This window comes from Weissella sp. ESL1156 (genome assembly GCF_058505625.1).
Map to the genome: position 1 here is coordinate 906935 of NZ_CP196372.1, position 26564 is coordinate 933498.

General features: G+C 36.9%; 28 protein-coding genes. 1 reads left to right on the forward strand and 27 read right to left on the reverse strand.

All coding sequences use genetic code 11. The features are described 5' to 3' along the window. Window positions 1-178: 178 nt before the first annotated feature. The 22 genes from ntdP to ACSKY2_RS04675 all read right to left on the reverse strand — a co-directional run bounded on the left by ntdP (window position 179) and on the right by ACSKY2_RS04675 (window position 20955). Window positions 179-733 carry a nucleoside tri-diphosphate phosphatase gene (ntdP, locus tag ACSKY2_RS04570; RefSeq protein ID WP_489840910.1) on the reverse strand — a complete coding sequence of 185 codons (555 nt, stop codon included), beginning with the start codon at window positions 731-733 and terminating at the stop codon, window positions 179-181. 79 nt (window positions 734-812) lie between these two features. Continuing rightward, window positions 813-1607, reverse strand: a complete 795-nt coding sequence (locus ACSKY2_RS04575) for a RecX family transcriptional regulator (protein ID WP_489876933.1) — start codon at window positions 1605-1607, stop codon at window positions 813-815. 159 nt (window positions 1608-1766) lie between these two features. Further along, a complete protein-coding gene (phoU, locus tag ACSKY2_RS04580; protein WP_489840908.1) occupies window positions 1767-2441 on the reverse strand; it encodes a phosphate signaling complex protein PhoU in 675 nt (224 codons plus the stop codon). A gap of 48 nt (window positions 2442-2489) precedes the next feature. Next, window positions 2490-3248, reverse strand: a complete 759-nt coding sequence (pstB, locus tag ACSKY2_RS04585) for a phosphate ABC transporter ATP-binding protein PstB (RefSeq protein ID WP_489840907.1) — start codon at window positions 3246-3248, stop codon at window positions 2490-2492. 14 nt (window positions 3249-3262) lie between these two features. Next, window positions 3263-4093 (reverse strand): phosphate ABC transporter ATP-binding protein PstB, encoded by an 831-nt coding sequence (gene pstB / locus ACSKY2_RS04590; RefSeq protein ID WP_489840906.1) that lies wholly within the window; start codon window positions 4091-4093, stop codon window positions 3263-3265. Window positions 4094-4111: 18 nt separating this feature from the next. Further along, window positions 4112-5002, reverse strand: coding sequence for a phosphate ABC transporter permease PstA (pstA, locus tag ACSKY2_RS04595; RefSeq protein ID WP_489878230.1), 891 nt, complete (start codon window positions 5000-5002; stop codon window positions 4112-4114). A 6-nt stretch (window positions 5003-5008) separates the two neighbouring features. After that, a complete protein-coding gene (gene pstC, locus ACSKY2_RS04600) occupies window positions 5009-5926 on the reverse strand; it encodes a phosphate ABC transporter permease subunit PstC (protein ID WP_489840905.1) in 918 nt (305 codons plus the stop codon). A gap of 17 nt (window positions 5927-5943) precedes the next feature. Beyond that, entirely contained in the window at window positions 5944-6813 is an 870-nt protein-coding gene (locus tag ACSKY2_RS04605) for a phosphate ABC transporter substrate-binding protein PstS family protein (protein ID WP_489840904.1), read from the reverse strand. A gap of 94 nt (window positions 6814-6907) precedes the next feature. Then, window positions 6908-8065, reverse strand: coding sequence for a hypothetical protein (locus tag ACSKY2_RS04610; protein ID WP_489876934.1), 1158 nt, complete (start codon window positions 8063-8065; stop codon window positions 6908-6910). 117 nt (window positions 8066-8182) lie between these two features. Next, window positions 8183-8962: a TIGR01457 family HAD-type hydrolase gene (locus ACSKY2_RS04615; RefSeq protein WP_489876935.1), complete on the reverse strand. Its 780-nt coding sequence runs from the start codon at window positions 8960-8962 to the stop codon at window positions 8183-8185. A gap of 1 nt (window position 8963) precedes the next feature. Beyond that, window positions 8964-9623 (reverse strand): YutD family protein, encoded by a 660-nt coding sequence (locus ACSKY2_RS04620; protein WP_489876936.1) that lies wholly within the window; start codon window positions 9621-9623, stop codon window positions 8964-8966. 17 nt (window positions 9624-9640) lie between these two features. Next, the gene (locus ACSKY2_RS04625; RefSeq protein ID WP_489876937.1) at window positions 9641-11017 is read right to left on the reverse strand and encodes a bifunctional metallophosphatase/5'-nucleotidase; all 1377 of its coding nucleotides are present in this window, start codon (window positions 11015-11017) and stop codon (window positions 9641-9643) included. Window positions 11018-11021: 4 nt separating this feature from the next. Then, complete coding sequence (locus tag ACSKY2_RS04630) at window positions 11022-11642, reverse strand: metallophosphatase (protein WP_489876938.1); 621 nt, start codon at window positions 11640-11642, stop codon at window positions 11022-11024. Window positions 11643-11657: 15 nt separating this feature from the next. Beyond that, complete coding sequence (locus ACSKY2_RS04635) at window positions 11658-12110, reverse strand: phosphoesterase (protein ID WP_489876939.1); 453 nt, start codon at window positions 12108-12110, stop codon at window positions 11658-11660. 1 nt (window position 12111) lies between these two features. Further along, window positions 12112-13209, reverse strand: coding sequence for an aminopeptidase P family protein (locus ACSKY2_RS04640; RefSeq protein ID WP_489876940.1), 1098 nt, complete (start codon window positions 13207-13209; stop codon window positions 12112-12114). A 39-nt stretch (window positions 13210-13248) separates the two neighbouring features. After that, window positions 13249-14361: an o-succinylbenzoate synthase gene (gene menC / locus ACSKY2_RS04645; RefSeq protein WP_489876941.1), complete on the reverse strand. Its 1113-nt coding sequence runs from the start codon at window positions 14359-14361 to the stop codon at window positions 13249-13251. Window positions 14362-14387: 26 nt separating this feature from the next. Next, entirely contained in the window at window positions 14388-15191 is an 804-nt protein-coding gene (gene menH, locus ACSKY2_RS04650; protein ID WP_489876942.1) for a 2-succinyl-6-hydroxy-2,4-cyclohexadiene-1-carboxylate synthase, read from the reverse strand. Continuing rightward, window positions 15188-16867 (reverse strand): 2-succinyl-5-enolpyruvyl-6-hydroxy-3-cyclohexene-1-carboxylic-acid synthase, encoded by a 1680-nt coding sequence (gene menD, locus ACSKY2_RS04655; RefSeq protein WP_489876943.1) that lies wholly within the window; start codon window positions 16865-16867, stop codon window positions 15188-15190. The genes menH and menD overlap by 4 nt, the downstream gene beginning before the upstream one ends. Beyond that, on the reverse strand, window positions 16857-18038 hold the full coding sequence (locus ACSKY2_RS04660) for an isochorismate synthase (protein WP_489876944.1): 1182 nt from the start codon (window positions 18036-18038) through the stop codon (window positions 16857-16859). The genes menD and ACSKY2_RS04660 overlap by 11 nt, the downstream gene beginning before the upstream one ends. 184 nt (window positions 18039-18222) lie before the next feature. Next, a complete protein-coding gene (locus tag ACSKY2_RS04665; protein ID WP_491737209.1) occupies window positions 18223-19440 on the reverse strand; it encodes a DUF2075 domain-containing protein in 1218 nt (405 codons plus the stop codon). Window positions 19441-19671: 231 nt separating this feature from the next. Then, entirely contained in the window at window positions 19672-20031 is a 360-nt protein-coding gene (locus tag ACSKY2_RS04670) for a cyclophilin-like fold protein (RefSeq protein ID WP_489876946.1), read from the reverse strand. A 189-nt stretch (window positions 20032-20220) separates the two neighbouring features. After that, window positions 20221-20955 carry an SDR family oxidoreductase gene (locus ACSKY2_RS04675; RefSeq protein WP_489876947.1) on the reverse strand — a complete coding sequence of 245 codons (735 nt, stop codon included), beginning with the start codon at window positions 20953-20955 and terminating at the stop codon, window positions 20221-20223. Between the two features lie 111 nt (window positions 20956-21066). On the opposite strand from ACSKY2_RS04675, the gene ACSKY2_RS04680 reads away from it, so the two are divergent. Then, complete coding sequence (locus ACSKY2_RS04680; protein WP_489876948.1) at window positions 21067-21942, forward strand: LysR family transcriptional regulator; 876 nt, start codon at window positions 21067-21069, stop codon at window positions 21940-21942. 39 nt (window positions 21943-21981) lie between these two features. Here the strand turns inward: ACSKY2_RS04680 and ACSKY2_RS04685 are convergent, their stop codons facing one another. The 5 genes from ACSKY2_RS04685 to ACSKY2_RS04705 all read right to left on the reverse strand — a co-directional run bounded on the left by ACSKY2_RS04685 (window position 21982) and on the right by ACSKY2_RS04705 (window position 26477). Continuing rightward, entirely contained in the window at window positions 21982-22725 is a 744-nt protein-coding gene (locus tag ACSKY2_RS04685; protein WP_489876949.1) for a dihydrofolate reductase family protein, read from the reverse strand. A 97-nt stretch (window positions 22726-22822) separates the two neighbouring features. Continuing rightward, window positions 22823-23563, reverse strand: a complete 741-nt coding sequence (locus ACSKY2_RS04690; protein WP_489876950.1) for an SDR family oxidoreductase — start codon at window positions 23561-23563, stop codon at window positions 22823-22825. A gap of 99 nt (window positions 23564-23662) precedes the next feature. Continuing rightward, window positions 23663-24856 carry a MalY/PatB family protein gene (locus ACSKY2_RS04695; RefSeq protein WP_489876951.1) on the reverse strand — a complete coding sequence of 398 codons (1194 nt, stop codon included), beginning with the start codon at window positions 24854-24856 and terminating at the stop codon, window positions 23663-23665. A 21-nt stretch (window positions 24857-24877) separates the two neighbouring features. After that, a complete protein-coding gene (locus tag ACSKY2_RS04700; protein ID WP_489876952.1) occupies window positions 24878-25723 on the reverse strand; it encodes a DUF3737 family protein in 846 nt (281 codons plus the stop codon). Window positions 25724-26123: 400 nt separating this feature from the next. After that, the gene (locus ACSKY2_RS04705) at window positions 26124-26477 is read right to left on the reverse strand and encodes a YisL family protein (protein WP_489876953.1); all 354 of its coding nucleotides are present in this window, start codon (window positions 26475-26477) and stop codon (window positions 26124-26126) included. Between the last annotated feature and the right edge of the window lie 87 nt (window positions 26478-26564).

Sequence of the window (26564 nt, forward strand, 5' to 3'; positions counted from 1 at the left end):
TTTATCGCCTTTTTATATTTTTATTTTATATTATTTTTTTTAAACTTAACAATTCAGTATAACGAATATTATAGGTTGTTTCAATAGTTCGCTCGTTGTGATTATCATTCACAAAATTATCATCACAAATAAAAAAAGATTACGTCTTCAGTAATCTTTTTTGCCTATATTATGACGACTATTGTTGACTATTACGACGCTTAATTTCTAGATAACGTCGATACCACAAGTCAATGTAAGCATCGGAAAACGGTCCCTGTTGATTATTGATCCAATCGACTAAAATCTTCACATGCTCACGCACAATATAATCAACATCCGCCGGATAATGCCAGCGCGCTTTATGTAATTCATATTCATCTGTATCCAACAGACGTTTCTCACCATTTGGAAAAACTTTCACATCCAAATCATAATCGACATACTTCAACGCTTCTTTATCCAACACAAATGGCGACGCAAGGTTACAATAATATGAAACGCCATTTTCCCGAATCATCGCAACAATGTTAAACCAATATTTACGGTGAAAATAAACAATTGCCGGTTCACGTGTCACCCATCGGCGTCCATCATCTTCCGTCACCAATGTATGATCATTTAAACCAATAATCGCATTTTCACTTGTCTTTAACACCATTGTGTCACGCCAAGTCCGATGTAAACTCCCATCATGCTTGTAGCTCTTAATCGTTACAAAGTCGCCCTCACGCGGTAATCGACTATCTTTCATTATTTTGAGCTTTCTGTGAATTTCACCAAATTTTTTCTATTTCATTGTATCACGTGAGCCATTAAAAAACACTGTCAACTTAGTCTTGTTGCTTTAACCAGCGATCAACTAAATCTAAATCATAACCTTTACGATACATAGCGGTTTTGACTTTACTCTTAAACGTCCACCCTTCGTATGAAGAATAACGATTGGCTGCAATAGTTGCATCTCGATCTAATTTTTCCCATTCTAATTCAGCATCAGGCAGATTATTCATGCGATAATCACGAATCGCTTCTTGAATTAATTGGCGATGAAATCCTTGTTGCATTAATTTTTGTTGTGTTTTCTGTTCTGCTAAAAACGTTGCATAACGCGCATTTTTTTCTAATAAGCTTGACACTCGATTTTCTAAAGCAGCTCGCTCATCATCCAACGTATAAGCAATCAAAGCATCTTCAATAACAAATTGATCAATTCCAACTTGTTGTAATTTGTACTTCACACCCTGTGGACCAAATTTACCAGCTGATTTAGCTTGATCAACATATGTTTGAGCATATGTGACATCATCAACAACATGATCATCTTTTAATCGTTGAATGGTCTCTTTAATGACTTGATCATTATAGTCATGTTCTCGTAATTTACGCCGGACTTGTTTTGCTGTGCGCATCTGCCCTGTTGCATAAACTAGCGCTGTTGTATACGCTTTCTGACGAAATTCTGCATTCTGAATATCAACCAAATTATCTTCAGATAAAGTTGCCCCTTTAAACAAGTTATAAGTAATTAAAATTTTTTCATCAACTGCAAATGCATATTCATCATCTAAATAAATATTATAACGACCTGCTCGCCGCTGCCGTGTTACTTTCGTTACGATTGGCATCGTTTGCTCCCATTCATTAGTTGTTAATCATTAATTATTATATGACAAAAAACTGTTAATCTGACCATCTTGTTTGGTAGATTAACAGTCTATCAATGTATACCGAAAAATTGTCTTTAAATCATTGCTTAAGACAATATGATCAGATAAGTACTGAATTTAAATAAACGAAGATGTTCCTGGATTTAATTCAACAATCTTACCCGTTCGTTTATAAATAATCCATTCAGCAATATCCGTCACATAATCTGATGTCCGCTTTAGATAACCTGCAACAACAAGATAGTCTGTTGCTGCTGCAACCTGCTCCGGATCAGCCTTCATTGCACCAATTGACATTTCACGAATTCGTCTAGTAGCATCCGATACACCAGAAGCCACTTCAGAGATACCTTCTGCTGCCACAGCATCATCATTGACATAATAATCCAACACTTGTGAGACCATTTTAGCAACAACTGAACCAGTATTACCAATCGTTTCCTCGATCTTAGCAACCCGTTTGTTACCTTTAACATGAATGGTTGACATTGCAATATTACGTGCATTATCTCCAATACGTTCTAGAACAGAAACAGCCTTCAAAACGGTCATAATTTCACGCAAATCAGTTGTAACCGGTTGGTATAATGCAATCATTTCAAAACTCTTTTTTTCAATAGCAATTTCACGCTGATTAATTGCTTGATCTTGATCAATAATATCTTGTGCAACAACTCGATTATGATCTAAAAATGCTTGGACTGCCTCATCTAACGTTTCAGATACAAGTAGCCCCATTTCTTTAAAAGATGTATCCAAGTCTGCTAATTCATCATCAAAATATTGTCGCATAGCATCATTTCCCTTCTATTTTTTCTTCTATCGTGTCCCCGATACCAATTAACCAAAACGACCGGAAATATAATCTTGCGTCTCTTGTTGGTCAGGATCCAAGAAAATTTTCTTTGTATGGTTAAATTCAATCAATCGTCCATCCATAAAAAAAGCTGTTTTATCAGATATACGAGAAGCTTGCGCCATGGAATGTGTCACAATGATCATCGTCAATTGATCGCGTAACTGCATCATCGTATTTTCGACTTTACTGGCTGATACAGGATCTAAGGCAGCAGTTGGCTCGTCCAATAGTAAAATTTCTGGATCAGTAGCCAAAGCACGAGCAATTGACACACGTTGCTGTTGTCCTCCTGATAAAGATAATGCTGATTTGTGTAAGTTATCTTTTACTTCATCCCAAATTGCAGCCTGTTTTAACGATCTTTCAACAATTTCATCTAGTTCTGCTTTATTTTTATTACCTGCCGTTCGAACACCAAAAGCAACATTATCATAAATTGAAAAAGGAAATGGATTTGGTTGTTGAAAAACCATCCCAATTTTTTGCCTAAGTATCACGGTATCCGTATTTGGTGCATAAATATCTTGCCCATTGAACATAAAGGTACCATTGACAGTCACAGAGTCAGTTAAATCATGCATACGATTTAAGGCACGTAAATAAGTTGATTTTCCTGAACCAGATGGTCCAATTAAAGCAGTAATATCATTTTGATTGAAGTCTAAGTTGATACCATGCAAAGCTTCCTTTTTACCATAATAAAGATGAACATTTTCAGTCGTTAAAATTTTTTGTGTCATCTGCTAGCTCCCTTTTAACCAAAGTTACCATTGACATAATCAATGGTCATTTGTACCTTTGGACGCGTAAATATCTTTCTTGTTAAATCATATTCTAACACTTCACCTGTATGAAAGAACGCCGTGTAATCTGAAATACGACTAGCTTGTTGCATATTATGAGTGACAATAATAATTGTATAACGGTTTTTTAATTCCATTAATGTGTCTTCTATTTTAGCTGTTGAAATGGGATCCAATGCCGATGCAGGTTCATCTAATAATAAGATATCAGGCTTCATCGCAATTGCTCGAGCAATAACTAGTCGTTGTTGTTGGCCACCCGATAACGATAAAGCTGATTTTTTTAAATCATCCTTTACTTCATCCCATAACGCTGCTTGTTTTAAAGATGTTTCAACAATTTCTGCTAACTGCTTTTTATCATGTTGACCATGCTGTTTCAAAGCAAAAGTGATGTTATCCGCAATGGATTTAGCAAATGGATTTGGTCGTTGAAAAACCATGCCAATATGCCTACGCATTTCATAGACGTCAATATCATGTGAGTTAATATCTAACCCGCGATACATAATCTGACCCTTAACAGTTGCAACGTCATCATTCATTCGATTTAATGATCGTAAGAACGTTGATTTTCCTGAACCAGAAGCACCAATCAATGATGTAATTTTAAAGCGTTCGAACGCTAAATCTGCTTCACTTAAAGCCAAATGATCACCATAATATACTTGTAAATTTTTCGTAGACAAAGCAATTTCATGCTTATTATCGTCCATATGATAAATATGACGATCTGGTTGCTCACCCGTTAAATTTAAAGAGCCTGGTTGTCCTACTGTCATAAATATCGTTCCTCTTTCCTATCTAGTTGCTGTTAAACGCTTGAATAAGATGCCACTTAAGAATCGTGCTAAGAAATTAAACAATAAAACAGCAATAATCAATACTGCTGAAGCGCCTGCTGAAACAGCAGCAGCATCAGGCATAATACCTTCTGAATTAACTTTCCAAATATGAACAGCCAGGGTTTCAGCTGGCCGCATAATATTCAATGGACTCGCTGTATTAAATGGATTCCAATCTCCAAAGTCTAAGGCTGGTGCAGACTGACCCGCCGTGTAAATTAAGGCTGCAGCTTCACCAAAGACACGACCAGCTGATAAAACGACCCCTGTTACAATCGACGGCACGGCAGCGGGTAAAATAATGTGACCAACTGTTTCCCAACGTGATAATCCTAACGCTGCTCCGGCTTCACGTTGTAAATCAGGAATGCTTCGTAATGATTCTTCTACTGATCTTGTTAACAAAGGTAAATTAAAGAATGTTAGTGCAATCGCTCCTGAGAGGATTGAAAAACCTAGTTTGAATTGGACAACAAATAGTAAAAAGCCAAATAAACCAACAACAACAGAAGGTAATGAAGATAAAATCTCAATTGCTGTCCGAATAAGGCGAATTAATTGACTATTTTGATTAGCATATTCATGTAGATAAACGCCTGCACCTAATGCAATTGGAAAAGAAATTATCATCGTAATAATCAACAAATAAAATGAATTAAATAATTGAATACCGATACCACCACCAGCAGTAAATGCCGATGAGGGAGCCGTCAGAAAGTGCCATGATAGGTGTGGCACGCCTTGTACAAGGATATAGCCAACTAATGCTACCAATATAAGAATAACCAAGCCAGCAATGCCATATAAAATTATGCTCGCAATTTTATCGCTTTGTTTTGGATTCAACATGTTTTACATCGCCCCTTTCTTTGCAATTGCCTTAATAATGATATTAAAGACGAGTGACATTAATAATAGCAGTAACGCCAAGCTCCACAACACATTGTTCTCTAATGAACCCATGACTGTGTTTCCAATACCTTGTGTCAAAATTGATGTTAATGTTGATGCGGGTGACGTTAAATCTTTTGGCATTAATGAAGCATTACCAATGACCATTTGGACTGCCAATGCTTCACCGAACGCACGCGCCATACCAAAGACAATGGCAGTTAAAATACCTGGTGTGGCTGAACGCAAAATAACTTTATAGATCATCTGCCAACGTGTTGCTCCCAATGCGAGCGCCGATTCACGATAATGACGTGGGACAGACTTTAATGTATCGACCGTCATCGAGGTCACAGTTGGTAAAATCATAACAAATAACACAATCGCACCAGCTAAAATACCAAAACCTGACCCGCCAAATATTTGACGCATAAAGGGCACAATCATTGACAACCCAATAAAACCATAAACAACTGAAGGAATACCAACTAATAATTCTGTTACGGGTCCTAATATTTTTGCACCATGTTTTGGTGAAATTTCTGTCATAAAAACAGCTGTACCAATGGCAAACGGTGTCGCAATGAGGGCGGCGATAAATGTCACCAGAAACGAGCCAATAATCATGGGTAAAGCTCCAACCAATGGATGGCCATGGGCATCAGTTTGTCCCGGTGCCCATTTGGTGCCAGTTAAAAAGTCCCATAAATTAACTTTGTTTGTAAAAAACGTTGCTAGTCCTTTTGACGCAACAAACCAAAAGATTGAGACAACCACGACCACGATCAATAGCAGTGCTGAAAAAGTAATCACACGCCCAAATCGATCTTTTTTTGTTGCCTTTGATTTTTTTAATAATGATTCACGGATTGGATCCATGGCTGATACTCCTTAATCTACTTGACGCTTAATTTACCATTTTCATCACGTGTCACTTGCATATCATGAATCGAGATATAACCCAAATGTGGCAGCAGTGTTTTTTGAATGTGAGCTGAATCAATATAAGCTAAAAATGCTTTTACTTTACCAGTTGGCTGTCCTTTTGTATAGATATGTTCATATGACCAAATAGGCCACTTACCAGTGATGACATTATGATTAGTTGCCGCCACACCATCAATCGTTGGCGTAACAACTGATTTATCCAAGTATGCAAAGGCTGCATACGAAATAGCACCTGGTGTTGAACTAACAATCGAACGTACCATCCCCGATGAATCCTGTTCTTGCGCATTTGCTGATTTAGCACCATTTAGACCCCATTTTTCAAAGGTTGCACGTGTACCAGAACCGGCAACACGATTGACTAAAACAATTGGTACATCAGCGCCGCCAACTTGTTGCCAATTCGTTACTTTTTTCGTGAAAATTGCAATTAATTGTTTTTGAGTTAATTGATCAACATGCGCTTTTTTGTTAATCATTGGAGAAATACCAACAACACCTACTTGATGATCAACTAATTTTTTCGCATTGATACCATCTTTTTCACCAGCAAACATATCTGAATTACCAAGATCAACTGCGCCAGATTGAATTTGTGCTAGTCCAGTACCTGTCCCACCACCTTGCACGTTGACGTAGACACCCAAGTTTTTACTAGCAAAATCTTCACCTGCCGCTTCAACCAATGGCTGTAATGCCGTCGATCCTACTGCCGTAATATTAACGCCACTATTTTTTTGTCGCGTCGTATAACCAAACGTTAACAGGCTGCCAGCAATAATCACGATTGCAGCACTAATCAACCAATTGCGTTTCATTCGTAAACGCCTCCTAAATTTCATTTGCTATGACCATGTCTTTATTATCCCTAAATTTTGTAAATGTGATACCTTTTTTTTGTAAATTTTTTCTTTACAATATTTGACTTGCCCAAACTGTTGTCCAACACTGACGTTGACACTGTATTGAACCACGATCGTTAATGACTATTAATGGTTTACTGGGCTGTACTTCTAAAGCCGTCGTTGTCATTCTGATTTTAACTATTCGATTTGACTGAATCATTTTAAAAGTACGTTGACCAGATAATGGTAGCTGTGGCCAGCCATTAATAATTAACTGTTCTTCATAAAAATAGCCACCAATTAATTGGCGCAAAAATCCCGTCAATACCGCTTGCCAATCACGTTGCCACTTTAAATATGCAAAATCACCTGTGACATCAATAATTGGCGCCCATAGCAACTGTTCAATTTGATCGACACGTTTTACCAAATAAGCTTGATATATTAATCGTCGATAAAACATTGCCCAGCGATATTCGGATTCCCACCGGATTTCAAATCGTTCCCAGAACAACTGCCACAAATATTTTTGTGTCACCTGGTGCTTTCGGAACTGTTCTGTTTCTACTATCAGTCTATCACGCCCTGTATAACACACTGATGTCGTCTTTTTAGACATCTGTTGACTGGTGATGTTCTTTAATTCATCAGTAACCATCATCATTAATGTACATCTTGGCTTGGCAGTCAAAATAAGGCGATAACCCAACCATTTGTCAGTTGTGACAGCTCTCAACTGGCAAACTGTTAATTGCATATGCTGATTAAGCAAATAAGTCGTTATTTGACATCCGAATAAATACTCTTCTGTTATTGTCCAAATTGTTTTATCTGTTGGTACAATTTCTTCATTATTAATCAAAATTTTTTGCAGATACTTTGGCAAAACTGGCACTTGCTTATCTATTATCCCATAACACCGCCGGTCACACCATTGGGTTGTTTGACTGATAGCCAACCACTGGTTGGTTTGTCTGATTTGTACTTGCCAATATTTTGCCCATTCATAAGCCCATACCTGCGAAAAGATAGTCCAATAGTGAATGGATAATTCGCTAAACCGATCATCAATGATTTTTATTGTACTGTCTGCTGACAGACCAATCATTTTGATTTGAATTTGCTCATAAATATTGACGGCATCATTTAAAGTTTTCCAACAACCGATCGATTCTTCATTAACAAAAATAGTATCCTGTGTTAATCGTAGTACAAATTGCTTCATGCATCTTTCCTCATATAATCAAGATATCTTGATTATATAAAGTGATTGCATAAAATAAAACGTCAGCCTGAACTAATTTTTTTAATTAGGCTGACGTTTTATTCATATTAATGATACTTAATTTTCAATTGACCAATCATCCAAAGAATCAACCCAGTGCGTCGGCTGTTGTGCTTCTTTTGCAACGTCAGCCTGTTTTGAAACACCTGAATAGACTAACAATGTATCAATAGTCGCATTGATTCCTGCTTTAATATCAGTCTGATAATTATCACCAACCATTATTGCAGCATCACGTTGGACCTGCAACTTATCTAGTGCGCCATCCATAATAATATGCTCAGGTTTACCAATAACAATTGGTTCTGGTTTAACTGCAGTTGCTAAAAATGCAACTACTGATCCAGCACCAGGAACCATACCTCTTTCTGTGGGTAGATTTGTATCTGGATTTGTTGCCACAAATTTGGCACCTTGCTGAATCGCTAAAGTCCCTTGTAAAATTTTTTCGTAAGTCACCTCACGATCTAAACCAATAGCAACGGCATCAGCCGGTGCTTCAGTAACCAGTTCAAACCCCTTTGCTAATAATGCTTGTTTTAGACCCTCCTCACCGATCATCAAAACACGGTGAATTTGATCAAATTTGGCCAAATAATCAGCCAAAGCCATTCCTGAGGTATAAACTTGGTCTGCTGTCGTTGGAATGTCATGATTATTTGTTAAATTTTCAGCAACTGCTGCTGCCGTTTTTGTCGAATTATTAGTTACAAATAAATATTTCACCTTATTCTTGGTCAAACGTTCAATAAACCGCCGACCACTTGGAAACCTCTTTGTCCCCTGATAGATGGTACCATCTAAATCAATCAAATATCCATCATAGTGTGCTGCCATCTTAATTCTTATCCTTTACTTTATTTTTCGACCGTTCTCGTACTTGAAAATGACGTCGTTTTTTATTCCCAGTTGTTGCAACGTCATTGAACCGTTTTGTCACATGTTTTTCAGGATGTTGTGCACCAGTCACTTTTTCTTTGATAACTGGTGATTTTTTATGCTTTTTACTATCTTGATGGCTGCTTGTTTGGTTATTATGGTGTTTATTTGTTGATTTTGTATTTTTATTGTGATGTTGACGACGTCTTCTTTTCGATTTTGACCCTTCTTTTTCTTCAACATCGATTACTTCATGTGGTGCTAAATTTTCCAAAACAAAAAAGGGTGCGCCAAAATTTGCTTCTTCATACAAAAAATCTTGTAAGGCTGATATTTGTTGACTCCGGGCAATTCCCTTCGTACCATCCTTATAAAAACCTTGCAATCGTAACTGATCAGCTGCAATATCACCAACGATATAGTCATATTTCTCTAAAAAATCACTAAAACGTGCTGCCAATTTTTGCTGATCATAAGCATCACGATAATCCTTCACCAAACGATAAGGACGATCATTAATAAATATGTCCTCTGGTGTATTACCTGTGGTAATTGCTGTGCTAGCTTGCCGTTCAATGAATTGCGCATCAGCTAGTTCTTTCATTCGTTCTCGTTTCATTTTTTTCTCTCTATCAACTATGGCGCAAATTCTTTACGTAAATAATTTGCAAAATCTTCCCTCAACACGGTGTCATAAGACAATGTATTCTGTCCCATAATTTCTAATGTTGGAAAATAAGGAATAAATAGATAATGATCTAGTCCACCAATCGCGTAATAAGCTTCAAAATCAAGCGGCTTTTCATGAATAAAAACGTCACCATTATCTGATACAGTTAATCCGGACCAAATCACCTTACCCCATAAATTACCACGAAATCCCATGCCTTTTAAACGATCATTTTGTAAGAATCGATTATTTTTTAAGACTTCATGAACTAACCGCCACAATTCACGACCTTGTAATATCGTACGCATGGGATGAACTGCATGTGGCAATAAAGCATGTAAATCATTTGCAGTCACAATCCCCGCCGGTAGATCATGTAAAAACATCCCCGTTGACAACATCGCAATATCTGTTTCTGTCCGATCCATCAGTGCAGCCAGTCCAAGGTCAATTAAACGATGCTCATAATTTAATTCCATATGATAATCAGTTGGTAAATATGCCACCACTTGTTTAGTTAATTGCTCTTCACCACTGGCTTGATAACCATTGATCTCAATATTATCACCATAAACAGCTGGTAAATCATCCGTCACAATTGTACGGGCTTGCATATTGATTAACTTACCATCTTCTATTTGAATATCAATACGACCAATATGATCACCATACCGACCAGCTGCTGCTAATAACGAATTGGCATGCTTTTCTCCATGTTCAAGTAAATGATGGGTATGCGCACCAATAATGATTTGAAGTTCACTATATCGTTCAGCTAAATATCTATCCATTGGTAACCCTAAATGTGATAGTAAGATATTAATGTCTGTCTTGCCCGCAAGTTCAGGCAAAATTTTGGCCAAGGCGGTATCAATTCGCTCAGGCATCCAACCAAGCAACGGATACGTTAATTCAAACGGGGCAGTAAATCCTAACACACCAATCCGTGTCCCTTTTGGTGTTGTGATAATTCGAAACGGCATCACCCAATCTGGTAGTTCATTTGTTTGCATATCCCGCAAGTTGCCTAATATGACAGGAAAATTAGCATCATCATATAAATGATTCAATTGCTCATGATTGAGTCCTAAACCCTCATTGTTTCCAATAGTGACACCATCATAGCCAATTTCGTTCATTAAACTAACATTCGCTTGACCAAAGGTTGCTTCTGTTAATGGGTGCTGACGATCCATAAAATCACCAATATCAAAAGTTAAGACACTACGACCATCACGCATTAACTGTCGTTTACGTGTTAACAAATGACGACGAATTTTTGGCCATCGTTCCAAATGAGAATGCAAATCATTGGTATGTAGAATTGATATTTGATCTAACATTCGTTTACCTCCGTTTTGCAAAATCATCATGTTTTCGTTGCATGATGATTTCGATTTCCTGTAATAACAAGGGACTACCCCAAACAGGTTTTTCGGTTGCTTGTAAATAGTCCAAATCAGCACTATCAACACCCACATTGATATTTTCAGGAATGGGTACCATATTATGATGGATATGCCCATGTAAATTGATACTGTTTTGTGATTGGCCCAAAATCAAAGGATAATGTGTTAAAAAGAACTGATGATGATTTGCTTTTACAATTCGGCCAACATCTTCAAACTCAAATTTTAAACGACCATCTTTCATGTTGAAATTATGATTCTGCAAATATTTAAACAACGAACGTGTATCATGGTTGCCCTTAATAAACACAATATGACCAGGTAATTGCTGAACAATTTCCAAAACTAGTTCATGAGCATGACGCTCTGGTCGTACGTGATTCATCATGGCAATATCACCTAAATGATATACCGTATCTTGATCAGTTATTCGCTGACGCCAAGCATGAATCAGACCCGCATGTTCGTCTTTTAAATTATCATATGGACGTGGTGAAAAATGTTGACTCGCTAATAATTTTTCATGATAAAAATGAGTATCTGCTGTAAAATAATCCATGATCAGCCTCTTTTCTTAACGTAATCGGCCACCTGCATAACTGTTTAACCATTGCACAAATTGATCATAATTATCAGGATAACAGTTATAACCAATAATTTTATGGGATTTGTCTTCATCTGACCATTTGGTTTCTAAGCCCCATTCCTTAACCGTACCAGATCGCTGTTCCTGATACGATGCTTTCCAATCAGCTGTTAATAACATTAATTGTCGTTCAATACTAGGCCACTGAAAAGTAATGTTTTGCCAAACTGATGAAAACTGACGTAAATTGTTATCAGTTAAAATTTTTAAATGGTTATCTTGTGAAAAATCAAAATTTTCATCAGTGATATCCATAATTGTGGTCGACAAATTTGCTGGCGCATTAATATAAAATGCATGATCAGCAACCTTCTTCATATAAATATAATCAAACCCCGTTGCTAAATTACCTTGATAAAATGTTAAATATTCTAATGCCATATTATTTATCAATCACAATTAAATCAGTTGTGATCCCTTCAGTTAAATTCTCAAAACCAGTTGGCGTTACAATGACATCATCTTCAATTCGGACACCACCTTTGTCAGTTAAATAAATGCCTGGTTCAATCGTCAAAATCATACCTGTTTTAACTTGATCCTCTGCAGGTGCATGACTAGAAAGGATTGGACCTTCATGAATGTCTAACCCAATGCCGTGACCAGTTGAGTGAGTATAGTCCTCGCCATAACCCGCATTAGTAATAATGTCTCGTGCAACTTTATCTAACTGACTAACCGCAACGCCATCTTTAATGGCTGCAATAGTTGCTCGTTGTGCATGTTGTGTAATATCATAAATTTTTTGGAGTTCTTCACTTAATTTACCGAAGGCAATGGTCCTTGTAATGTCTGAGGTATAACCATCAACGTAGTAACCAAAATCAATCGTTACTAACTCACCTGCTTGAATAGGCTTATCAGAATAAGTACCATGCGGTAATGCGCCACGATAGCCTGATGCAACAATCGTATCAAACGATGGTTTGTCAGCGCCATGTTCCTTCATTTTACGGTCTAATAAATTGGCAACCTCACGTTCAGTCATCCCAATGTGTAACTCAGATAATAAATCATTAAAGCCATCCACTGCCACTTTGGCTGAATGCCGTAGCTTATCTAACTCACGATCGTCTTTAATTTCACGAATGGCTTCAATTAAGTCAGGCACAGGTGCAATGTCTGTCCCAACAAAATTTTCATCAATATAATCAAAATCACGAAAAGCTAATGTGTCTTCAAAACCTAATTTTTCGATATTAAAACGGCGAGCCGCCGCCATCGCAACACCCCAATAATTTCGGGTAATCAATAACGTCACACCATCTGGTAATTGATCACGATAAGCATCTTCATAACGTGCGTCTGTAATCAAAGCTACTTGATCGGTGCCAATCAAGACAAGACCATCACCAGTACCACCAGTAAAGCCAGTCAAATACTGCATATTGGTGCCATTCGCAACCAACAGCCCATCAATTTTTAGGGGTGTAAATACTTGCCGCACATTTTCAATTCTCGTTGTCATATTAGCCCTCATTTCTATATTATCTTCATTATATCAAATTGTAACACTTGCTTATTCATAAACCATTGGCTCATGTACCAAAGTATTTGTAATAACCTGCCAATTTAGTGACACGCCAATGCCATATCCTTGTGGTACCAGTAATTTACCCTGATGAACAATCGGTAAATGTTGACCAATATCTGCAACAAAATAGTGATCAAATTGCGCACTATCAGCAGGCACGATATTGGCACCTGGTAGACTCGCTAAAGCCAAATCAACAGCACGTCCCAACCCAGTTCCAAGCATGCCACCAATCCATGGATACAATTGTGCTACTTGACATTCTTTGATTGCTTGTTGGGCATTGCTAATACCACCAATTTTACCCTGCTTGATCGTCAGTGCTAACGTTGTGCGATGGCGAATGGCACGTTGCACATCTGCTAGATCGTTTAGTGACTCATCTAGGCTCAATTTTAGTTGTTGAAGTGTCTGCTGTGCCTGATAGTGAACTTGCCAAGCATCGGCAGCAAATGGTTGCTCAATCAACGCAAGCCCAGCTTGATCCAATCGCTGCAATTGCTCGATATTTTGTGTGGACCATGAAGCATTTGCATCCACGGAAAACATTTGTTCTGGAAACTGTTGGATCAACTGGATCACTGCTGTTAGATCAGTTTCAGCAGTGATTTTAATTTTGATTCGCCGATAACCGGCCGCAACTGCTGCTGTGACAGATTGAATGGTTTGTTGCCAACTTGGTTGGATGCCAATCGCTGTACTGACTGCCACTGTCGCTTGTTGACCACCCAATAACTGCTGCAAACTTTGCTGTGTCTGTTGACCATAAGCATCCCAAAAAGCCATTTCAATAGCTGCTTTTGCAAAAGACAATGTCGTTTGCTTGCTTAACCAACGGGCAACATCTTCTGGTGCCTGAAAAACTTTGCCAATCAATTTTTGGGCTAGTTGACGTACCATCTGTAATGATTGTGCTTGGGTTTCTGGTGCATATTGATTGTCAGCAAATGATTGTATTTCACCATAACCTACAATATCATTAGTTAATTGAATTGCAACCAAGGTTATTGGTCGATTTAACGTTGTCCCATGTGCCGTTTTAAATGGTTGTTTCATCGTTAAACCAAGTGGATAAATGGTCACTCGGTTGACTTGCATTGATGCACACCTCCGAATACTTAACATTAACTATTTATTTGATTTAAAATACTGGTTACCGATTGTGGTTGTTCAAAATGAACGTTATGACCTGCCTGACTCACTGATTGCCACACGACATTTGGTAACAGTGCAGCCATTTTCTCATTAATATGCGTAAATTTTTGATCGTTTTCGCCTGTAATTAATGTCACTGGTATTTGAATTGACTGTAATTGTGGCCAGAAATTAGGCATTGCTCCTGTTCCAAAATACCTCAGTGAATTCGCGACATTCACCGCGTTTTGATGAACACGTTGATGATGCATAAATTGTCGCTGTGTTTCTGATAACATCTGCTGACTTTGAAATAAAGGTAATTGTTCCCATTCAGTGACAAAGGCTGTCATGCCTACTTGCTGAACATAATCTGCTTTCTTTGTATCTGCAATCACCCTTTTTTGACGTAAGGGTTGCGTTGTTAAACCAGCGGTACCACTTTCTAGCACTAAATATTGGACACGCTCTGGACAATAAATAGCGAAAGCTAAAGCAAGGCGTGCGCCCATTGAATAACCGACTAAATTAACGTGGACGATATCAAGTTGCTCTAAAAGATAACGTATACTCATCACTTGTTGATACACGTCAAACTGCTGCGGTTGGCTCACAGTAGGTGCGTTTACCCCAAAACCTAATAAATTTAAATATATCCGTGTTCCTGTTGGTTGGATTGACTGATAATCTGCCTTACTACCCATAAAGCCATGGCAGAATAACCAGATTGGTTGACCAGTCCCTAAAATATCCATTTCAAATGGATAGTCATTAATTGTTATCACTTTTTTCATGACAATGCCTCAGTAATCGCTGTCGTTAGTGCTTGATGAGCGACTACATTTTGTTCACGATCTGTAACAACTTCAATAATGCGCAGGCGCGTAGCTGGTTTATGAATTAATTCACCTAATCGTTCTAAGCTATCAACTAGTTTATATTCAGCATCATATAAATGTGCCACTCGTTCAACGACAATTGGTAGGGGTGTGCCAAACATTGGTTCAAAATACGCTTTTGCTTGCGCTTGTGGCAAAAACGAAAAGATACCCCCACCTTGGTTGTTAATAACAACAATCGTCATGGGAACATGGGCCTGATGGCTTAACATTAAGCCATTCATATCGTGAAACAATGTTAAATCTCCCGTAAGTAATGTTGTTGGTTGACCGGACATGGCCATACCGAATGCTGATGACACTGTCCCGTCAATACCATTAGCACCTCGATTAGCTGCAATTTGAACGGCATGTTGTGGCACAAAATAATTATCCATATCCCGAATAGGCATTGAATTCGCAATAAATAATTGTGCATTCTCAGGCAAGTTAGCTAATGCTAATGGTAGTTGATACTCCGTCATCGTTGGTTGTTCTTTTGCAACTAACGCCATTAATTGTTGTGATAAATGTTGCCACTGGTTTAAGAAAGTGGCATCTTTGACACCTGGCTCTGCTAATAAATCAGCAACCACTGCATCAACATCTGCAAGCAGCGTTGTATGTGCATGACGTCCATGATCATGTCCTGCGTGTTCTTGCCCAACTTGAATAACTGGAATTGCTTGGTCTTTTAACCACGCAACTACCTTCGCAGACACTGGTGTTCCACCAAAACGTAACACAATTTCTGGTACGAAATCATGATTGATCACACCAGCTGCTAACAAACTATCGATACCATTGATTGCAAACTCACTTGGTCGGAAATTGCTGAGAACGTCTGCCAACACTGGTAGTTGATAATGCGCAGCTAATTGTTGCAGCTTTTCAATATCCCAGCCAACTTCATCTGGCCCTAACAAAATCATTGCTTTACGTTTACGTAATAATGAAGCAATTGCTTGAATATTTTGCCAGCTCGCTTGTCGCTGACCAACTAAAATTCTTTGTGGTGTTACTGTTGGCCATGAAATACCTAACTCTGGCATTAGGGGTTTCCGCAAGGGTAGATTAATTTGTACTGGTCCCATTGGTTGAGTCGTTGCAAGACCAACTAATTCTTGTACATGATAGTCAATGTATGCCGTCACATCCTCATGATCATCTTGCATGGCAATCGCTGTAAATGATTTTGTATGCACACCATATAAATTATTTTGATGAACTGTTTGTGGGGCACCAACATCTTGCAACTCTTCTGGGCGATCAGTTGTTAATGCAATTAAAGGAATATGCGATAAACTAGCTTCCATGATGGCTGGTAAATAATTACCAGTTGCTGTCCCTGAGGTTGCTAATAAAGCGACTGGTTGATGCGTCGTTTTTGCAATGCCTAACGCAAAAAAAGCAGCCGAACGTTCGTCAACATCAACTGTGACACGTACATCCTCACGAATTTGTTGCATTTCTGCCAATAATAAAGCAACGGGCGTTGTTCTAGAACCTGGTGAAACCACAAAATCATGAACGCCTTGTAACACTAGAGCCATTAATAAATGTTTGAGATTGTTTGTCAAATTATCGGTCATTGTTTGACTGCTCCTTTAATAATTTCATCATTGGTAATAATTTTAAGTCTGTTTCTTGATATTCCATTTTTGCATCAGACTCCGCTAAAATACCTGCTCCTGCAAATAAAGTTGCTAACTGGTCGCGGTACCACATTGATCTAATGCCAACAATAAATTCACCATCACCATTCGGTAGAATCATACCAACTGGTCCACTAAACAAGCCACGTGGCTTTTTTTCAATTTGTTTAATTGTGGTAAGCGCCCATGCTTGCGGCTTACCACCCAGTGCTGGTGTTGGATGTAACTGTTCTGCAAGATTTAATACATTAACATTTGAAGCTAAATCACCTGTAATTGGTGTATACAAATGTTGTACTTGCGGATTTTTCATAATTTGTGGCTCTGTTGGCATCTTTAAATGATGAACATTTGCAGCTTGCAAACGTTCTTTGATCGTTGTCACAACTGTCTGATGTTCAAGGCGATTTTTTTGATCATGCCATAATGCATCTGATAATGTTTGATCTGTGACAGCATCTGAACCACGCTTAATTGTCCCAGCAACTGCTGCTGTTGCTAATTTACCGTTAGTAACCTTTACCAGACGTTCTGGCGTTGCTGAGACAAAGAGTTCCCCAGCGTGTTTCAAAACAAAATGATAACTATGTGGTTGTGTTGCTTGTAGACTTTTTAACAAAGTGAGTTCATTTAATGGCGCAGATAAATTAATCTGTCGCTGACGTCCTAATACGACTTTTTCATGTCGTTGATTTTCACGCATATCATCGATTGCACTTTGAATTCTAATTGTCCAATCCGTTTCATCCTGCACGGTCTTAATCATTGATATCCCAGCGAAATTTTGACGAACAAAATCAATTGGTTGCCCAATCATTTCCCGGTGATTCACATCATAAACAACGGCTGGTTGTATGAAATAACCATTCATTAATTGTGTGTCCGGCATTAATTGGCTATCAAATGCCATGCCACCAAAAATTGGTATATTTTCTACTGCTTGTCGCTGTAATAACCATTTTTGAACCTCTTGAAACGTTCCTCCCATTAACTCGGCTTGTTTACCATAAGCATAATATTTCGTTTGCCCATCAGCTGTTGCAAAATAGACAGCATCATTAGCTAATGCAAAAGCACGTTGTAAGTCTTCTTCATGCCAGGAATTCATCTTTGTCCTCCATCTCAATTTTAAAATTGTCTCACTATTGAAACGATTTTCTCATTTAAAATCTGTAATTTGTTACCTTTTGAACAATCTTTAGCGTATACTGAAAGATACAGGTTAAACAGTGGTGTCATACCCCAACTGTTTGCCTGTATCCAAAGCATAGAAGACTAAGAATGGATTTTTCTTAGTCTTTTTTACTTAGTTCTAATAATCGTGTTCGCAAAGCATCATCGGCTGCTGTTAAATATAAGCCTTTCACACCACGTGTTAGTAAAACGTTCAAAACATGAAACATCAAATCTTGCTGCATTTGTTGCAAATCGTCCTGATTTGTCACTCGAGGCGTTTTCTTGTATATTTCACGATGTGTTACTTTCGTTGTATCAATAAATAAACAATCATGTTTCTTATCGTATCGAAATGGCGGTCCCAAAATGACACCCGCGTAATTTAAATCAAATCCTTGGATCGTATAAATAGATCCTACTTCGTTAATTGAATTTGGTCTTTCTGCCCAGGGTGTCTTTTGGACGTCATATTCATCCCAAGGTAAATCAAAATCATCCAAATAAACATGATGTTCAGTTGGTGTACGCCGTTCAAAACCTGTTGTTGCTAACATGCGTGACAAACCTGCTGTCGCCTGCCGTTCTTTGATTTTTTCATACATATCTGCTGCACGACGATATACTTTTAATTCATAATTACCAGTGTCCACTGGTAATGGCAACAATTTTCCCATCGACAGTGCCTGAATCCAATTTTGCACACTCAGTGGTGCTTGCATGCGATACTGCATCGCTAATGTAAATGTTTGATGTTCATATGGTGCTAAACATTGTGCCAGTAATGAGCGATCCCAATACATTTTACTTTGCATCACTTGTTGAAAATCAAAAACAACAATCACAACTTTCGCAATTTTAATTAATTCACTTAATTGATTATCTTGTTTAAAGCGAATATAGGGTTCTGGTTTTGATAACAATAAATGTCCTTCATCCACCACAATAACATCATAGTATTCATGATTTTTGTGTGCCTGATTAATTAAAGTCGTTGGTCGAACATAATCACCCTTTTTCAAACTTGGTATCGTTTGTGATAACTCTTGATAAACCTTCAATAATTCGGGATGATTCACAGTAAACTTATTTTTCAAACCATAATATGGGCTTACAGGATCCTTTGTACCAGCCTGTAATTTTTCAAATAATTTTGTTAATATTACACTTTTACCGGTCCCAGCAACTCCTTCAAGTACCGCCACACTGGCAGTCGCTTTTGGCAATTGTTGTTGTACATAATTTTCAATTGCCGTTAATTGTTGTCTTTGATCAGCTGTTAATTGATCAACATTAAATTTTTCAATCGCAGAATTTTTCATAATTCTAGTATACAATATGCACACCATGTTGAATCGTCGTTTTTACAAAACATATCTAACATAAAAAAATCGAAAATTGTTGTACAACTTACCAACAATTTTCGATAATCTTTTTTCAATCATATTAAGTTAGATCGGGAACCCACTTGCTAGATACAGTCCAAATAAACCAAGCAAAAGAATCACAACATTCCAAGTAGGCTCTAATGACATAAAATAATCTGAACTTTTTAAATACCAACTAGTCTAGTGAACAAGTGATAAAGTCAACACGAAACTACCTTTGCCAAAAAGTTCCTTTAATTTTTGTGGTTGTTCCATATCAATCTTGCCTAAACGTGTAAATTTCCAATTATTCTTGCCATAATAAATAACAAACTTTTCCCCTTGATACAAAATAATATCTCCTGCATTTGTTTTGATATTTTCGTCATTAGTTGGCAAAGAAAATCCAAGTGGTCCAACTTTTTCCATACTAGCAAAGTCATCCAAATTGATTTTTAAATCACCTTTTTTTAAGTGCTCTGCCAAAGCTCTTGCAGATGAGTTATCAGCAAGAGTGGCAGTAAGTTCTTGTTTACCAAAAATTAATTTGATTTTTGTCATTTTCTCCCCTTTAATTCCTTGTTATACATTATTAATTACTGTTTTAATTATTTTTCAATACCGTTTCCATTACAATAAAGCTTATATCCATGGCTATTTTTTTGCCAAACTAATTTAACGAATTTACATTTGTATGAAGAAATGTCAACAAAATAACTATATAAAAAATTTTTGATTTTTAACATCTGGCTATATCGATTGACTAGTCGGACGAATAATCATATTGCTAACGGACATTCGGTCTGGTGTGTCAATTGCAAACGCGACAGCTTCTGCAATATCTCTGGCATGAAGTCCCCATTTCTTTTGTTGCTGATGAAGCTCTTCCGCAGTCCGTTTGTCTGAAATCGTCTGATATAACTCAGTTTCCACAGCCCCTGGGGAAATGATTGTTGATTTGATATTGTTTTCCCTTTGCTCTTGACGTAACCCTTCCATAATTGCTCGAACGGCATATTTTGTTCCACAATAAACCGCTGAATCTGGATAAACGATGTGCCCAGCTACTGAATCAGTTGCTATGATATGACCAAATTTCTGTTTGATCATAATTGGCAAAACTGCGGCAATACCATTCAATACACCCATTACATTAATATCTAACATGTTTTGCCATTCATTGCGTTTCAAATCTGCTAACGGCGCTGTTGGCATAATACCTGCGTTATTATATAAAACATCAATTCGACCAAATTTTTGAATTGCCAAGTCAATTACTTTTTTAACTTCATCATAATTTGTTACATCAGCCTGTGTGACAACAACTTGTTCATTAGAATAATCAGCTTGAATCTTCTCCAAACGATTCATTCTTCGAGCTGCAATCACCAATTTTGTACCTTTATCAGCTAACAAACGAGTTGTTGCTTCGCCAATACCACTGGATGCCCCCATAATAACAACTATCTTATCTTTTAAACTCATACGATTACTTCACTTTCATTTTTGTTATCAATATAGTATTCTTAAACCGATATATCTAAAGTTTATAATAAATATGTTTCCATACAATTTAGGTATAACAAGGAGAACCTTATGGAACTAAGAATTTTACGTTATTTTTTAGTCGTTGCAAAAGAAAAAAACATTACCCATGCAGCAAACATCCTTCATATCTCACAACCCGCCCTGTCACGACAATTAAAAGAATTAGAAACCGAATTGGGTGTCAGTTTATTAAATCGCGGTAACAGACAGCTCGATTTGACAGAAGAAGGATTATATTTACAGCAACAAACTGAAAAGATTCTTGGGCTAGTCAATCATACACAACAAAATTTATTGGCCCAACATGATATCCAAGGAGAAATTTCGATTGGTGCAGGAGAAACGCCCGGTATCTCAATGATTGCCCAAATAATTAAGGAAATTCACACAGAATATCCTAAAATAAAATTTCGACTATCTAGTGGTGACGGAAACGATATTATCCGTCAAATGGATGATGGCACCTTAGACTTTGGGCTAGTTATCGACCCAATCGATAAACACAAGTACAATTTTATTCAATTACCAATAACTGATCGTTGGGGACTGCTTTCTCATAAAGACATGCCCCTTGCTCATAAAAAGAGTATTACGCCACAGTTACTAGTAAATCAACCTCTTTTAATCTCACAGCAAGCCTTAAAAAATGACCTACTTTCGGAATGGCTTGGTACTTCAATTGATGACATCAACTCATTAGGCAGTTATAATTTGTTGTACAATGCTTCAAAACTAGTTGAAAAACAAGTTGGCTATGCTTTATGCATTAAAGGTATCATTCCAACAGAATCAATGGAAAATTTAACTTTCATCCCTCTTTTTCCACGATTGGATGTACATCTAAGTATCATTTGGCATAAAAGTCTAACTTTTTCAAAAGCTGGCGCTATTTTTTTAAAAAAATTAAGAAATGATACCCTATAAACTCAAAGTAAAAATTTAAGGAGACCTCCGGAAACAATTTTAATCATTACTAGTTATATTACGTATATTATTCGGAATATATCTCAACCAGAGATTACTTTCTTTTAAAATTTGACATTCTTTTAAAGTAAAACTAATTGGCATTGTCTTATTGTTAAATGCCGAATTAAATAACCGTGCACTATTCTGAGAACCATCAATAGCGGGTGCAACAATCATAGACACTTCATCACATAATCCCGCTGAAACAAAGCTCCAATTTAGCATTCCTCCTCCACCTAGCAACACATTAGTCATATGATAAATTGTTGCCAATTTATACAATACTAAGGAAATATCTATTTCTTTAACTCCTGCAATTAAATAAGAAATATGGCGATCACGTAAAAAACGTTTATAGCCATTTGTTGCTCTGTCTGTTAATATTTCAATAACTCCTGCTGGATGTCCTTCATAATTAGTATGATTGGATTGCCAGTTCAATTTTCCTTTTCGATCAAAAGCAATATAATAAACATCATGTGTTACCGAACTAATATAATCTCCGTCTGGAACGACTGGCACATCTTCATTAATAACAGGTACCCCTTTCGCAAAATACGCTGTCGATGTATGACTACCATAGATCCAACCTTGAAATTCATACTCTTTGATTGCCTTTTCAAAACCAATCTTCTGAAAAATTTGAGAAGAATAATTAGTTGGCAATGCATCATTAAAATTTCCAGTAATTCTACCATCTAAAGATGAATGAATAAACATCGTAACTTTAGGTCTTATCATGATAATTTCACTCTTCTTTTTTTAAAAACAAACTTCGAATGGTTAACCAATTAAATTTTTCAGTGATTATAAGATAGTCACTATATCACATCTATTTTTACGGCAACTGTTCAATTGGTCGAACATTTATCTCACTGACTGAAACGTTATCGGGCGTGTCTATTGCCTGAACTACTTGAGTTGCGACATCTTCGGCATACAGTGAACGATTAGGATCATGATGTAAAGCTTTTTCCTCATTACGAGCCTTTTCGTCTGGAATCGTTTTGAAAAGTTCAGTCGTAACCGTTCCTGGCGTCACGATTGTTGATTTGATATGCTGAGCTGCTTCCTCCTGCCGAAGACCATCCATAATAGCTCGGACAGCAAATTTTGAACCACTGTACGCTGCAAACCCTGGAAAGACTTTTGTACCAGCAGTTGAACTAGTTGCTAGAATATGCCCGTGCCCTTGCTTCTCCATCGTTGGCAAAACTGCGGCAATACCATTTAAGACACCCATAACATTGATATCAAACGTTTTCTGCCAATCATTGCTACGTCCTTCAATAAGAAAACTATTAGGCATAATCCCAGCATTATTAAATAGAACATCAATCTTACCAAAATGTGTCAGCGTCTTTTGAACGGCTATTTCCCAAGCTGTCCGATTAGTAACATCAAATGCTTGAATCAAGACATCTTGTGATGAAATTTTCTTTCGGACTTCCTTAAGACGATTTTCATTTCTAGCTATTAAAACTAATTTTGCATTCGCATCAGCCAACATTCGTGCTGTAGCTGCCCCTATGCCACTTGATGCACCTGTTATCATAATGACTTTATCTTTTAAACTCAACTTTAAATATCCTTTCTGACTAATATGCTATTCATAACCATGATTATTTAAAATTATTTCTTACCAATTTCAAAAATTTTACTTTAATGGTCCAATAAATCAATATTTAAGTCTACCTTCGATAGGATTAGTTTTGAATTTTTTTACTCCCTGATACAACCTGGTGAGACCATCTTGTAACATGCTCGGTGAGCAAGCCGTGTTCATTCGTATAAAATGTGCACCATTCCCCCGATAAACATTTCCGCTTGTCAATAACAATCCTGTATGTTTTGCAATTGATTTAGTTAATTTATCAGCATTATCAGTAAGTTGGCTCACATCAAACCATAACAAATATGTTGCATTCTCTGAGACTAACGTAATTTCAGGCAAGTTTATCTCTATAAACTCTTTGACTATTTCACGATTAGTTTTTAACCGTTGTTTCAAACTTTGCAACCACTCACTCCCTTGTTCATAGGCGGCAATTGTGGCTGGTAATGCTAATAAATTAGGCTCAGCAATTTCATCATTATTCAACCCACGGCTAACTGAAGACCGAAGCGTCCCGTTTGGTATGATTGCCGTTGCCGCATGCAAAGCTGCAACATTAAAAGTCTTACTAGGCGAAACTAAGGCAATAACATTTTCTAAGTCAACAGTTGGCAAACGACATATTGAAGTATAGTGAGGTTCACCTAGAACAAGATCACCATGTATTTCATCGCTAACTAAGGTCACATTATATTTGTCACACAGTCTGACTAGTTGCAACAGATCTTTATAGCACCACACTTTACCAATTGGATTATGAGGATTGCACAAAATCATTAGTGTCGTTAGAGGGTCGGCTAATTTTTCTGCCAAATCTCCCCAATCAATTGCGTAACTTTGCTTGTGTTGATCATATGACAGATTATTCGCTAAAACATGCCGTCCATTATTTTCAATAGAATGGTAAAAAATGTCATAGACAGGTGGCTGAACGACCACATTATCACCAACGTGACTGATTCGTCGAACTATAGAAGAAATTGCTGGAACTACCCCCGTACAAAAAAGCATCCAATCTGTTTGCAGTACAACACTATGTTGACTTTTGTACCAGTTAACAACGGCTGTAAAATAATCCGCTCCTGGTTCTTCATAACCAAAAATACCAAATTCAATTTTTTTTTGCATTGCCATTAAAATGGCTGGTGAAGTTTGAAATTCCATGTCTGCAATCGTCATCGGTAATTCTTCTGTTCCAACGTGCCACTTGACAGAATCAGTATTTCTTCGATCAATTTTTTGTTTAAAATTTGCCAAACCACTACCTCCCGCTATGCATTATTGTTGTCGAGTTATAATCGTTGTTTTATTGGGATCAACTTTACTCTCATCAAGAATCAATTCGCCGATTGCTTCCGCGCTAATTTCACCACTGATTGGATTTTTAACACTATCAATCTTATTAATGACTTCAGCTTCAATATTAGTACAGTATTCAAAAGCTAAATCTGTTTTAATCAGTTTACAATTTTTCATTATCAAGTGATCGATATAACACAAACCTTGATTACTTTCAATAGTACAATTAATCAAAGTCAATTTTTTTGTATTCCAACCTAGATATTCTCCATTGAGAGTGGAATCATAAATCGTCACATTTTCACAATTCCAAAAAGCATCCTTCGACACAAAAGTTGAATGATGGATTTCGATATTTTTAGCCCCATCAAAAGCGTAATTACCAATTAAATTTAAGTTAGTTGCTTTAATGTTGTCACTATTCATGCCAAAATAATCACCACTAGCTTGAACATTTTTCAGATTAATATCTGTACACTGCCACAATGTTTCTTGTGCGTCAGAAAAGTGATCATTTTCTAAATTAATACGATGTCCACGTCGGAAAAGTTTAGGCGCCTGTAACGAACTATTTTTTACTGTAATATCATCGGTATACCATATTCCAGAACGTGCCATCGTTTCAAAAATACAATGCTCTACATTAATGTGCTTTGCGTACCATAAAGGATACTTCCATTGAAAAATGGCATCCTTTAATTCAATGTGACGGCTTTCTTTTAATGGTGATTCTCCTTTCCCAAAAGTTGTGGCAATAATTGTCGCATCCTTTTCGGCAAACAAAGGACGTTCACCCTCAAAATATTCATCTTGATAAATACTCATCTAATTTTTAGACCTCCAAAACTGCCAGTGAACGAAGCGATTAATTATATTTTTAAAATTAAATTGAAAGTCTGATTTACTTAGTATAAACACTTAACATAATTAAAAAGAGCATCAGTTATTTCAATTTGCCTACCCAATTATTATTAGTAATCAACCGAGACTTATCATTCACTTGTGCTGATGCCACTAGTGTAAGTCCAATATTCTGTGATGTCTAATATCTATCTAGTATGATTTACTATAACTAAAAAGCATATCTAGTCGATTTTATTAAAAATTAGCTGTACATAATGAGCCATGCCACAATTAGCGATTTAAACTTTGCTGACAAAAAAAATCGAAAATTGTTGTGCAACTTACCAACAATTTTCGATAATCTTTTTTCAATCATATTAAGTTAGATTGGGAACCCACTTGCTAGATATAGTCCAAATAAACCAAGCAAAAGAATCAATACAATGATGATAATGCCAAGATTCCTGTTTAACCGTTGTTTATTTTTCTTAGCAAATACCATTTCAATTAGACCAATCAACAATATAGCCAACACAATTTTAATAATTGTTAGTATTGGTCGTTCTTGGTATGCATAATGAAATAGGCCAATACCAGTTACAATTGCGACAATATACGACAGACGAGCAATCATCATGCTAATCATACGCACTTTTTTATTTGAATTAAAAATTGCCAAAGATGCCACAATAATTAATACTAGCCAAGTCACGAGATGAGCCCATAAATTAATCATCTATTTTCCCTCCAGCAGAAATATTACTTCTATCTTACCTCATTTATTTCGCTACTGGTTGATTTTAAATAAAAAATCAAGATCTTA

What these genes read in the sequence shown, in the direction of transcription:
- ntdP (WP_489840910.1), bottom strand. Translation starts at nt 733, where the DNA reads ATGAAAGATAGTCGATTACCGCGTGAGGGCGACTTTGTAACGATTAAG.
- ACSKY2_RS04575 (WP_489876933.1), bottom strand. Translation starts at nt 1,607, where the DNA reads ATGCCAATCGTAACGAAAGTAACACGGCAGCGGCGAGCAGGTCGTTAT.
- phoU (WP_489840908.1), bottom strand. Translation starts at nt 2,441, where the DNA reads ATGCGACAATATTTTGATGATGAATTAGCAGACTTGGATACATCTTTT.
- pstB (WP_489840907.1), bottom strand. Translation starts at nt 3,248, where the DNA reads ATGACACAAAAAATTTTAACGACTGAAAATGTTCATCTTTATTATGGT.
- pstB (WP_489840906.1), bottom strand. Translation starts at nt 4,093, where the DNA reads ATGACAGTAGGACAACCAGGCTCTTTAAATTTAACGGGTGAGCAACCA.
- pstC (WP_489840905.1), bottom strand. Translation starts at nt 5,926, where the DNA reads ATGGATCCAATCCGTGAATCATTATTAAAAAAATCAAAGGCAACAAAA.
- ACSKY2_RS04605 (WP_489840904.1), bottom strand. Translation starts at nt 6,813, where the DNA reads ATGAAACGCAATTGGTTGATTAGTGCTGCAATCGTGATTATTGCTGGC.
- ACSKY2_RS04610 (WP_489876934.1), bottom strand. Translation starts at nt 8,065, where the DNA reads ATGAAGCAATTTGTACTACGATTAACACAGGATACTATTTTTGTTAAT.
- ACSKY2_RS04615 (WP_489876935.1), bottom strand. Translation starts at nt 8,962, where the DNA reads ATGGCAGCACACTATGATGGATATTTGATTGATTTAGATGGTACCATC.
- ACSKY2_RS04620 (WP_489876936.1), bottom strand. Translation starts at nt 9,623, where the DNA reads ATGAAACGAGAACGAATGAAAGAACTAGCTGATGCGCAATTCATTGAA.
- ACSKY2_RS04625 (WP_489876937.1), bottom strand. Translation starts at nt 11,017, where the DNA reads ATGTTAGATCAAATATCAATTCTACATACCAATGATTTGCATTCTCAT.
- ACSKY2_RS04630 (WP_489876938.1), bottom strand. Translation starts at nt 11,642, where the DNA reads ATGGATTATTTTACAGCAGATACTCATTTTTATCATGAAAAATTATTA.
- ACSKY2_RS04635 (WP_489876939.1), bottom strand. Translation starts at nt 12,110, where the DNA reads ATGGCATTAGAATATTTAACATTTTATCAAGGTAATTTAGCAACGGGG.
- ACSKY2_RS04640 (WP_489876940.1), bottom strand. Translation starts at nt 13,209, where the DNA reads ATGAGGGCTAATATGACAACGAGAATTGAAAATGTGCGGCAAGTATTT.
- menC (WP_489876941.1), bottom strand. Translation starts at nt 14,361, where the DNA reads ATGCAAGTCAACCGAGTGACCATTTATCCACTTGGTTTAACGATGAAA.
- menH (WP_489876942.1), bottom strand. Translation starts at nt 15,191, where the DNA reads ATGAAAAAAGTGATAACAATTAATGACTATCCATTTGAAATGGATATT.
- menD (WP_489876943.1), bottom strand. Translation starts at nt 16,867, where the DNA reads ATGACCGATAATTTGACAAACAATCTCAAACATTTATTAATGGCTCTA.
- ACSKY2_RS04660 (WP_489876944.1), bottom strand. Translation starts at nt 18,038, where the DNA reads ATGAATTCCTGGCATGAAGAAGACTTACAACGTGCTTTTGCATTAGCT.
- ACSKY2_RS04670 (WP_489876946.1), bottom strand. Translation starts at nt 20,031, where the DNA reads ATGACAAAAATCAAATTAATTTTTGGTAAACAAGAACTTACTGCCACT.
- ACSKY2_RS04675 (WP_489876947.1), bottom strand. Translation starts at nt 20,955, where the DNA reads ATGAGTTTAAAAGATAAGATAGTTGTTATTATGGGGGCATCCAGTGGT.
- ACSKY2_RS04680 (WP_489876948.1), top strand. Translation starts at nt 21,067, where the DNA reads ATGGAACTAAGAATTTTACGTTATTTTTTAGTCGTTGCAAAAGAAAAA.
- ACSKY2_RS04685 (WP_489876949.1), bottom strand. Translation starts at nt 22,725, where the DNA reads ATGATAAGACCTAAAGTTACGATGTTTATTCATTCATCTTTAGATGGT.
- ACSKY2_RS04700 (WP_489876952.1), bottom strand. Translation starts at nt 25,723, where the DNA reads ATGAGTATTTATCAAGATGAATATTTTGAGGGTGAACGTCCTTTGTTT.
- ACSKY2_RS04705 (WP_489876953.1), bottom strand. Translation starts at nt 26,477, where the DNA reads ATGATTAATTTATGGGCTCATCTCGTGACTTGGCTAGTATTAATTATT.